11 protein-coding genes are annotated in these 8695 nt (G+C 62.1%); 4 read left to right on the top strand and 7 right to left on the bottom strand.

Annotation, left to right across the window (positions count from 1 at the left end; genetic code table 11):
- Positions 1–268: 268 nt before the first annotated feature.
- Together BM171_RS18385 and BM171_RS18390 are read right to left on the bottom strand one after the other, a co-directional pair.
- Positions 269–1069 (bottom strand): hypothetical protein, encoded by an 801-nt coding sequence (locus BM171_RS18385; RefSeq protein ID WP_093016048.1) that lies wholly within the window; start codon positions 1067–1069, stop codon positions 269–271.
- An 8-nt stretch (positions 1070–1077) separates the two neighbouring features.
- Complete coding sequence (locus tag BM171_RS18390; RefSeq protein WP_093016051.1) at positions 1078–1299, bottom strand: hypothetical protein; 222 nt, start codon at positions 1297–1299, stop codon at positions 1078–1080.
- A gap of 987 nt (positions 1300–2286) precedes the next feature.
- On the opposite strand from BM171_RS18390, the gene BM171_RS18395 reads away from it, so the two are divergent.
- Both BM171_RS18395 and BM171_RS18400 read left to right on the top strand, forming a co-directional pair.
- The gene (locus tag BM171_RS18395; protein WP_093016054.1) at positions 2287–2535 is read left to right on the top strand and encodes a type II toxin-antitoxin system VapB family antitoxin; all 249 of its coding nucleotides are present in this window, start codon (positions 2287–2289) and stop codon (positions 2533–2535) included.
- Entirely contained in the window at positions 2535–2954 is a 420-nt protein-coding gene (locus BM171_RS18400; protein ID WP_093016057.1) for a type II toxin-antitoxin system VapC family toxin, read from the top strand. The genes BM171_RS18395 and BM171_RS18400 overlap by 1 nt, the downstream gene beginning before the upstream one ends.
- 157 nt (positions 2955–3111) lie before the next feature.
- Here BM171_RS18400 and BM171_RS19070 read toward each other — a convergent pair whose 3' ends face one another.
- Together BM171_RS19070 and BM171_RS18405 are read right to left on the bottom strand one after the other, a co-directional pair.
- Positions 3112–3273, bottom strand: coding sequence for a hypothetical protein (locus tag BM171_RS19070; protein WP_175497633.1), 162 nt, complete (start codon positions 3271–3273; stop codon positions 3112–3114).
- Positions 3274–3585: 312 nt separating this feature from the next.
- Positions 3586–3936, bottom strand: coding sequence for a single-stranded DNA-binding protein (locus BM171_RS18405; RefSeq protein WP_093016060.1), 351 nt, complete (start codon positions 3934–3936; stop codon positions 3586–3588).
- 478 nt (positions 3937–4414) lie between these two features.
- Here BM171_RS18405 and BM171_RS18410 point away from each other — a divergent pair, with 478 nt between their 5' ends.
- Positions 4415–4816 carry a thermonuclease family protein gene (locus BM171_RS18410; protein WP_175497634.1) on the top strand — a complete coding sequence of 134 codons (402 nt, stop codon included), beginning with the start codon at positions 4415–4417 and terminating at the stop codon, positions 4814–4816.
- Positions 4813–5568, top strand: a complete 756-nt coding sequence (locus BM171_RS18415; protein WP_093016066.1) for a hypothetical protein — start codon at positions 4813–4815, stop codon at positions 5566–5568. Before BM171_RS18410 ends, BM171_RS18415 begins: the two co-directional genes overlap by 4 nt.
- Positions 5569–5857: 289 nt before the next feature.
- Here the strand turns inward: BM171_RS18415 and BM171_RS19470 are convergent, their stop codons facing one another.
- From BM171_RS19470 to BM171_RS18430, 3 genes are all read right to left on the bottom strand, one after another.
- Positions 5858–6121 carry a zinc finger domain-containing protein gene (locus tag BM171_RS19470; protein WP_093016069.1) on the bottom strand — a complete coding sequence of 88 codons (264 nt, stop codon included), beginning with the start codon at positions 6119–6121 and terminating at the stop codon, positions 5858–5860.
- Between the two features lie 85 nt (positions 6122–6206).
- Positions 6207–8051 carry a ParB/RepB/Spo0J family partition protein gene (locus BM171_RS18425; protein WP_093016072.1) on the bottom strand — a complete coding sequence of 615 codons (1845 nt, stop codon included), beginning with the start codon at positions 8049–8051 and terminating at the stop codon, positions 6207–6209.
- Between the two features lie 303 nt (positions 8052–8354).
- The gene (locus BM171_RS18430; protein WP_093016075.1) at positions 8355–8606 is read right to left on the bottom strand and encodes a hypothetical protein; all 252 of its coding nucleotides are present in this window, start codon (positions 8604–8606) and stop codon (positions 8355–8357) included.
- Positions 8607–8695: the final 89 nt, after the last annotated feature.

An 8695-nucleotide genomic window follows, 5' to 3' on the forward strand; every position in this document is an offset into this window, starting at 1 on the left:
AGTGCGCCGGTCTCGCCGGCGCACGAGTAGAGCCCGGTCCTGGGCGGGCGTGTCCTCGAGCGAACGCACGAGGTCATGAACGATCAGGATTTGCCCCGGCTATCGCCGCCGTGCGCCGAGGGCGACGATGAACAGAACGAACATGGAAATTGCGAGGACCATCACTCCGGCCTTTTCAGCAAAGGGCCGGATTCTCCTGCCGCTACAGAAAGCGGCTCCGCAGGAGGCGGAGCCGCTTCAATTCTCGCGGGAAGCTGTAAAGGCTCGGTTAGCGCGGCGCTTCCGCCAGCGGCTTCAGGTCGGAATGCCACGCCACCGGGGGCCAGAGCCTTCCGTTGTAGCTGATGTGAGCGAGGTGCTGACCCATTTCATCGAAAAGCTCGCCTGAACCGAACTGCGATCCGCCAAGACCAGATTGCTCGCGCGCCTCGATGTAGGCTCTTTGGCAACCTTCCAGAGTCGTCACGTTGTTGATCCAGTAGGTGCCGGGCACGGCGAGGTCGCGCCCGGCATGGACTTGGTAGCGGACCCGGAAACGGGTTCGCTCTGTGATCTCGTACCCTTCGATGACGCACGGCGTTACTGCCTCGACAGAAAGGTGAGGGTCGCGGGATGTGCCTGCGCCGTTGTAGTCGGAATAGTCGCAGAAGGCGTCCCGAACGGCGCTCAACGGATGAGCCTCGAAGGTTTCACCGCGTAGCTCAAGGTTCGCGTGGTCGGCCTCGTCCAGCTCGTCATAGACAAAATCATGCAGAGCTGCGGCCATGTCCTCGGAAATGTCCGCGAAGTCAGTGACAGGGCGGGTGGTCAGGCACTCGGCGTCATGCCAGCGCACGGCATAGCCGAACGCGCGATGCGCGAGCAACGCGACGCGCACGACTTCCTCGATCTGATGCGCCTCGTAGGCGGTGAACTCGTCGCCGCCCTTGGTCATGCCGAACAGCGCAAAGCCGTCTTCGTGGCCGATCTCGCAGACTTCAGGAAGCCCCCCGTCACCGGCTACGGTGACGGGGCTGACTTGCAGAAAATCGGCGGGACGTTGGCGAAGGGTCTCGATCTCGTATGCCATGATACCCCTCAATCCTCGACGCTGAAAATTACCGTCTCGTCCTCGACGGTGTAGGGGACTGCTCCAGAAAGAAGCTGGTGGATCGCGTCATCGGGAAGATGCGGCCATGCAGTCTTGATGATGTGCAAAAGCGTGGGCCGATCATCCTCGAAGGCATAGCCATTGATGGCCCATGCGACGAGGCCGGGGGTGCGAACTGCGGGTGAAGAACCCAAGCGATACTCAGCCATGTCTGGCCTCCTTGTGGTGTCGCCGTTCCGGTCTTGGTGCCGAAAATCGGGGCGGGGTTTCTGGCGAGGAAGCGCGAAGCGCGCCCCTCTCCTGAAAGCCTGCCTCCCGGCGAGGGCAGGAGGGGGACCCGTGCAGGGTTGTTCGTAGGGACGAAGGGGAGGGGGATCACCCGGCCACGCAGCTCGGCTCTCGGCCGAGACCGTGGTTGGGGAAACCCCTTCGACCCGTTAAGCGGACGGCCTTGCGCGGGGGAACCGGCGGTTCCCTAGATGGACAGGGCGCGCTTGCGCGACCTGGCCCAAGGATGCGGGCGGCGTTCGGCTTGCCCGAACCCCCCGCCAGTGCGATCGCCGCGCTCGCGCGGGGATCTCCGAACCTTCTTAGGCCAGAGCTTTCCAGCCCGCCCCGGCCAAGGGGACGGGGCAGGGCCATGCAGGCGACGAGCTGGACGCGCCATCACACAGCGAAGGAAAGCGAGGCGTCCTGTGGGAAGGTCTGGCCCGCAAAAGGCCGAGGGAACCGAGGGAAGATCGTTACCCGAAGGGCCGAGATTTTCGGGCTGAACGGACCATGCGCCCGCGTCGATCCGGCGGCTCGGGACGAGACGGCGGGCGGCGCACCTGGGGCGCAGGGACGGGCAGCGCGAAAAGCTCGGGGAGTGCGCCGGTCTCGCCGGCGCACGAGTAGAGCCCGGTCCTGGGCGGGCGTGTCCTCGGGCGAACGCACGAGGTCACGAACGATCAGGATTTGCCACGCCCGGAAAACAAAGCATCAAGCCGTTTCTGCGCAAAAGAAACTAGCGCCTCTGCGTCGTTCAAAGCGTCAACAGGGTCACGCTGCATGAGCGCCGATTTTGCCTCTCGTAACCACTCTGATTGGGTCAGCTCGATCTCTTCGGGATGGGCCAAATTTTCCTCACATGCTTGACTAAACCGGCCTGTATATTCATACTAACATATACGGATATACACAACAGGATATACACCATGCCCGGACTATTCATCAGGGATGAAGCGGTGAATGCGCTGGCTGTTGAAGCGATGAAACTGACCGGCGCAGAGAACAAGACAGAGGCCGTGCGAGCTGCTTTGAATGCTGCCATTGCCACCGCCAAGGATCAAGTGCCACTGCTTGAACGCCTTGAAGTTGCACGGAATCTTGCCGACAGAGTTGGGCCTGTCGATCCCGACTATGACGCGAAAGCGGACGCGGATGCGATGTGGGGTGACGTTTGATGTTCATAGATGCCTCTGCCGTTATAGCGATCCTCAACCGCGAGCCGGGATCGGACGAACTGGTCAAACGGCTTGCCGCGAGCGAGAAGCGCCCGCTCTTCTCCCCGCTTTCTCGGTTCGAGGCCGTTGTCGGGCTGGCGCGGTCCCGGTCAGGCAAACACAAGTCGCCGGATGCAGAACAACTCGACGCCGCACAAGCGGCGGTCGATCTGTTCTTCACCGAGGCCCGTGCCAAAAGCGTGATTATCTCGGATAGCCTCGGAAGCGGGGCTCTCGACGCCGCGCGCACCTATGGGAAGGCGGTAGGGCATGAGGCCGATCTGAATTTCGGTGATTGCTTCGCCTATGCCTGTGCCAAGGGATACCGTGCAGCCTTGCTCTACATGGGCAACGATTTCGCGAAGACCGATCTCGCGTGAACGGCTCGGCGGGCACCATAGGCGATGCCCGAATACAGGGACGATGACAGGGCAGGGGGCTGTCTGCCCCCGCGCCTGTCGGCGCTCCCCCGAGGATACTGAGGGGAAGATGAAAGCGGGAAGGCCAAGCCCGAAGGGCCTGGCCGTCGCTGCCGCCCTACTTGGGGCGGCGCTTGATGGTGACACCGACCTTCAGGAAGCCGAGGTTGAGCGAAATCGTGAGGCTGAGGTCGATTGCGCGCAGCAGCTTGCGGATGGCTCGGAGCCGGCGGGCGGCGATGCGACGGAGTTGGGTGGAACGCTTGCGAATGTAATTCATGGTCTGTCTCCTGATTGAAAAAACAAGGCTCGGTGACACGGCGGGAAAGGCTGGCCGTCAACACGCGCGAAGCGCCCCGAAGGGCTTGGTGTTGACGGCCAGCCGCGCCGTGTAGAGTGGCCGCTGTTTTTCAAGGAGACAGACCTTGCACCTTCGCGGTCAGGTCCAATGTCGCATCGCCGCCCGCCGGTGGTTCGGAGCCGCAGGCTGCGAAGCGCAATCGGCCGCCCTCTCGATGGGGGCGACCGATTGAAAGGGGTGGACGCTGCGCCGCGCCCGTAGGGCGGCGGGCCGTCAGGCCCGCCCGGGCGGTTAGCCCGCCTGCCGCGCTACCTGACGACGGACTTCATGCGAGTAGTTGTCGAAGCTCTCGGAGCTGAGGGTGACGCCGTAGCGGGTTTCTCCTGTTCTTGGGTCTTCCCACTGTTCCTGGCGGATCGTGCCCACGGAGCGGACGATATCACCGGGGCCGACGTTCTCTTTGGCCCATTTGATGACGTTCTCGTTCCAGATGTTCACTTCGTTCCAGAAAGGTTTCGATTGGAAGGTGCCGTTATTGTCTTTGCGGCCATATTCGGCGGCAATGGTGATACGCAGTACGCCGTTGCCTTCCTTGAGCTGACCGACCCGCCCGACGATCTCGTAGTTGGCGAAGGTTTTCATGATGTGTCTCCTTGGGAGTAAGTGTTTCGATGAAGAACGGTCATGCTGGTCCTCGATGCGATCAAACCAAAAATCGGAGGGTCCGCATAGCGGAAACCGATTTTTTGCTTGAAGTGCGGTGCTTTAGCGCCGCTCGGTCGCAAAGAGAGGACCAAGCAATGTTCCGTTTGAGAAACACGGTCCAAGGGGACACAAGCGAACCTGATTTTCGCGATATTCAGTGGCGGTCATGGCTCAAGGAAGGCATCGGGTTGCAAACCAACGTACCGGCAGATTCAATCGCAAAGACAATAACGGGACCGCTCGAAACCTGGGGCGAGTGCCAAAAGAGAAATAGTCTCATATGGGCCTAAGAGATTGGCGGGCCTTGATCGGGTCCGTGCTTGGAAACCAAGAGCAGGGGAAGCCGAAGAACATGCGAAAGAAACGGCGTTCAAGGCCGAGGCGTGAGCGCAGACTAACGAAATCGACTAGACGGGTGATCGCGGTCCTTGTGTCCGGGATGCTTGCTGTTGGCTGGCTGTCGATCGACGCGAAGTCAGCCGCGGAACCTGTGAACCCGAGTTCGATCTACGTGATCGACGGTGACACGATTGATCTCGATGGCAGGCGGTTTCGGTTGGTCGGCTTCGACACCCCGGAAGTCTATTCGCCCCGGTGCGACTACGAAAAGGCGCTCGGTGACGAGGCAACGAGACGGCTGCGCGAGCTGATCGCCTCGGGCGAGCTGGTCGATCTCGCCATCCAACCGGGGAAAGACAGATACGACCGAGGCTTGGCCCGGCTGTATGTCGGTCGCGAAGACGTTGCTGAAACCATGATCTCGGAAGGGCTGGCACGGCCCTACCGGGGCGGGCAGCGAAAGGGATGGTGTGAATGAGCTTTGATTGGTGCAAATTCTTGAATGAAACGGTGACGACGCCCACTGGCAAGCGGTGGCTTGCAACAGCAGGCGGTTGGGCGGACGAGAAGATCCAGCCTTTCAGCTTAGGCGAAGCCAGAAACTTCGTGGTGAAGGAAGAACGGAAGGATAATTGCCCGATTGATCCGCGTAAAATCGTCGGCACGTCACACGGAGCATATAATCAGGGCATGACTTGGCGCCAGTTCTTGGGAGCCGGGAAGAAAATCTCGACCAAGCTCGACGTTCTCGAATTGCGGCCCGAGTATTACGATGATCCGCTGGCCTTCGACAACGACCCCAACAACAAATATGGCACCCCTGACGGTTGGCATCTTGCAGAGATTGACAGCGATCTCTTCATCACAGAAGGCAACCACCGAAGCGTTGTCGCGAAGTTCCGGGCGCATGAGGATGGTGTGACTTCGCAGCGGGTCTACTCCGTCCTTTCTCTAACGGTTTCCGAAGATGCGATGCGGGCTTATGATAGGCTGCAAGCGGCCTATCTCCCCGGCGAGCGCGATGGCGGGCCACAACGGCGGCTGATTTCCGACACGAACGGGGTCAAGGTCTACCAAATCCGTGTGCGGTGCGGACTGCATGTGTTCGGGGGCGCACCCCTGAAAGAGATGGAAGTCCATGAAGCGGCGGAGTTCGTCTCGAACCGAAACCGCCTGCGCAAGAAGGTCTTCGACTTCTTCCCCGACCTCTATCAAAAAGTCTTTTCCTGACTGCCCCCGTGCCGCCGCGAATGCGGCTCCTGCGCGGATAGCGCCAGTCCGGCCAGGGCGGGGCCTTGTGCCCCGGCCTGGGGGGACACCATGAGGCTTAAACGGTAGAAAAAAGGCCCCGCCGAAGCGGGGCCAAGTGCCATCCTCACCACAAGGATAATCGGTGTGCTCGCGGCTCAACGCGCTGTCTGGCGGAGCGGCGGCGGAAATGTCGGGGCCTGATTGTTCTGGTTTGGTTCCATCTTAGCACGGGCCATCAGGCGTTGCCAGCGCAGCAGATGAGTTGCCTTCAGAACAGAGCCATTTGCTCGGCTCGCGGACGGATGCCAACGCGCCCGCGTGGGTCGATGATCCAACTTCCACCATCACGCTCGACACTTGCGTCCGGCCCGTGTTGGTCGATGAAGACCCGATCCGCTTCAGCCTTGCGGCTCGTGTGGAAGTCATTCGCCATATGCCCGCTCGGGCGGCGGCACCAAACACCTGGTGCGCGTCCACAGTCAGGGCAACGGACGGCAAGGACGGGGTGACGGTGGGCGGTGAAATCAGGCATGGGAACATCCCTCTAAATTCGGAAAGATCGCGACCGTACATCGGTGCGAACCGGGGGGCGGGGCGCGAGCGCCCCGCCCTCGATCTCATTCCATACCTTCGGGCAGCCACGCCGCGATCTTCTCGGCCTGCTCGTCGGTGACGCCGAGGGCGCTGCGCAGTTCGTGATCGCCACGGAACAGGGCTTCGAGCTTCGCGGCCTTCTCGCCCTTTTTCAGCTTCTCGAAGGTGGTCGCGGTCGGGTGATCGCTCGACAGGTCCAGAAGGTCGCGCCACAGGTCCACCATGTAAGGGCCTCCGACACGGCCAAAGAAGTTGGCGGCGGTCGGCGTCCAGACTTCGCGGGTGTTGGGCTGCGTTTCCTTCTCGATCAACGCGGCCAACTTCTCGTCACCGCCCCGAAGCTGCGCGGCAAGGAAGCGCACCAGTTCGCCGCGAATGTGATCCGCCCCTTTCTGACGGAACGCCCGGAAGCTCTTGCCAAGGTCCTTTCCATACATGTCGCGCGGCGGGTTCTCGGTCAGGCGCTCGTCCAGCGCATAGCCATCGGCCTCGGTCGTCGGCCAGTTGGGCACGTCCTCGACGGACAGGCCGAACGGCTTGGACCAATAGAGGTTATGGCTGAGTTGATAGGCCAGCAGGTCGATCAGCAGGTCAGGGTCGCGCAAGGCAGCGTGTTGACGCGCGCCGCGCGACACGCGGCCCAGATCGTCGCGGAGCTTCTGGGAAATCGGGCTCTTGGGTCCATCATCCGCGCCGTGCTGCGACTGCGCAAGAACACCTGCGGCAATCGCCTCGGCCTTGTCGGCCTTGCGGATAAGACCCTCGACGGTCTGCATCTCGCCCCGCGAGTCCACATAGATGATGATGCCAGAATGCGCGCGCTGCGTCTCCGTGAAGTCGCCTTCCGTGATGGCGTTGAGCGCGGCAAGCTCTTCCTCTCCGGCCTCGTCAAGCGCGTCGGCCTCGGCCAGCTCCGCCAGTTCATCGTACCGCTCGGACTGCTGGGGAGACAGGTCGCCTTGCTCCTTGTAGATGCGCGCGAAACCGTTCTCCTGAAGGAACCAGTAGGCGAGATAATCGGCTTGGCTCGCCTCGACCCACTTCCAGCCGTCGCGCTCATGGTTCTCCGCGACCTCGGCAAGCCGCTCCGCGAAAACCGCATCGAGAATGTCGGGATCATCGAGCAAGGTTTCCTCGGCAAAAAGGTCGCTGCCGACCCGGCCCCCTGCGGCCTTGTATGCTTCGATGCCCACGAATTTCGCGCGGCGATCGGTCTCCTTCACCGCATCGGGTTTGAGGGCCTTCTTGATCTGGTAGTCGGACCAGTTGCGGCCCTTGCATTGCTCAAGGACTTCGAGACTCCGCGCCTCGTCGCTGCTGACCGTGAAACAGGCGGCGGCGCTGAGGTTGATTTCGTTCGCGCTGAGCGCGTCGATCACGGCGTCCGGCAGACCCGCCAGCGCGAGGCGACGATAGACGCTTTTTTCGGTCACGGCGAAGGCGCGGGCGATCTTTGCGGGAGTCGCGCCGCTGCGCTCCATCTTGCCATAGGCCCGGATTTCATCGGCGGGGTGAAGGTCGCGGCGGGCAGCATTCTCGGCCACGGCCCACGCCTGCGCGGTGCTATCATCGGGCGCGATGCGGACAGGCGGGTTTGCCAGTTCGGGGCGTACCTGGGCCAGATCGGCGTGGCGCTCGGCCAGCAGTTGCAGCGCCCGCAGGCGACGGCCACCAGCGACGATTTCGGCCCCGCCTTTACCGTCCATGATCCCGGCAAGGTTCTGGATCAGGCCAGCGGTCCAGATGCTTTCGGCCAGTTCCTCGACCTCGGCGGCGGGCACGTTCTGGCGCGGGTTCATCGGGGACAAAACCAGCTTGGAAAGCGGGAAACGAGCTTCGTCGGCGGTGATAGTGGTTTGCTTGGTCATTGGGACATTCCTTGTGGTGCGTTTCTGTTTTGTGCTATGGGTGCCCCAGCCCTTACGGGCTGAGGCGAGGGGGCTTAGATGGCCCCGTGCTGGATCAGGAAGCGGCGGCCTATGCCAAAGTGATCGCCCTTCCTGAGAAGCGCCCAAGCCTCGGCAATGCGGCGCTTCATGGTGTCATCGCTGATTGTTCTCACCTCCTTCCGGTTCTCTGGTGGTTGGTGGGGGGGCGTTATCCGCCCCTCCCTTTGGCCTGCTCGACAGGCCAGCCTCGGCGCGGGGCAGGGAGTAACCCCGCTGCCGATCTCAGACGGACAGGGCCGCGTAGGTCTCCCTGTCCTCGTAGCGGATAATGGGTTCGCCCTGCTCGGTGGTGCCGCCCCAAGCTGGGCCGTTGAAGCCCGCGATCTTCGGGTGACCCTGAAGCTCGGCACGGGTGCGCGGGTTGGAGGAAATGCCGGTGATGCTGGTTCCCATGTCCTCGACCCATTGCTCGATGCAGTCGGGGTAGAAGGTGGTCATGCCTTCCTCGGTCGTGACGACAATCTGATAAGCCATGTCTGGCCTCCTTGTGGTGTGCCCCTTCCGGTCTTGGTGCCGAAAATCGGGGCGGGGTTTCTGGCGAGGTCCGCTGAAAGCGGCCCTCT

The sequence above is a fragment of the Roseivivax halotolerans genome (assembly GCF_900115815.1).
GTDB classification, from domain to species: Bacteria; Pseudomonadota; Alphaproteobacteria; order Rhodobacterales; family Rhodobacteraceae; genus Roseivivax; species Roseivivax halotolerans.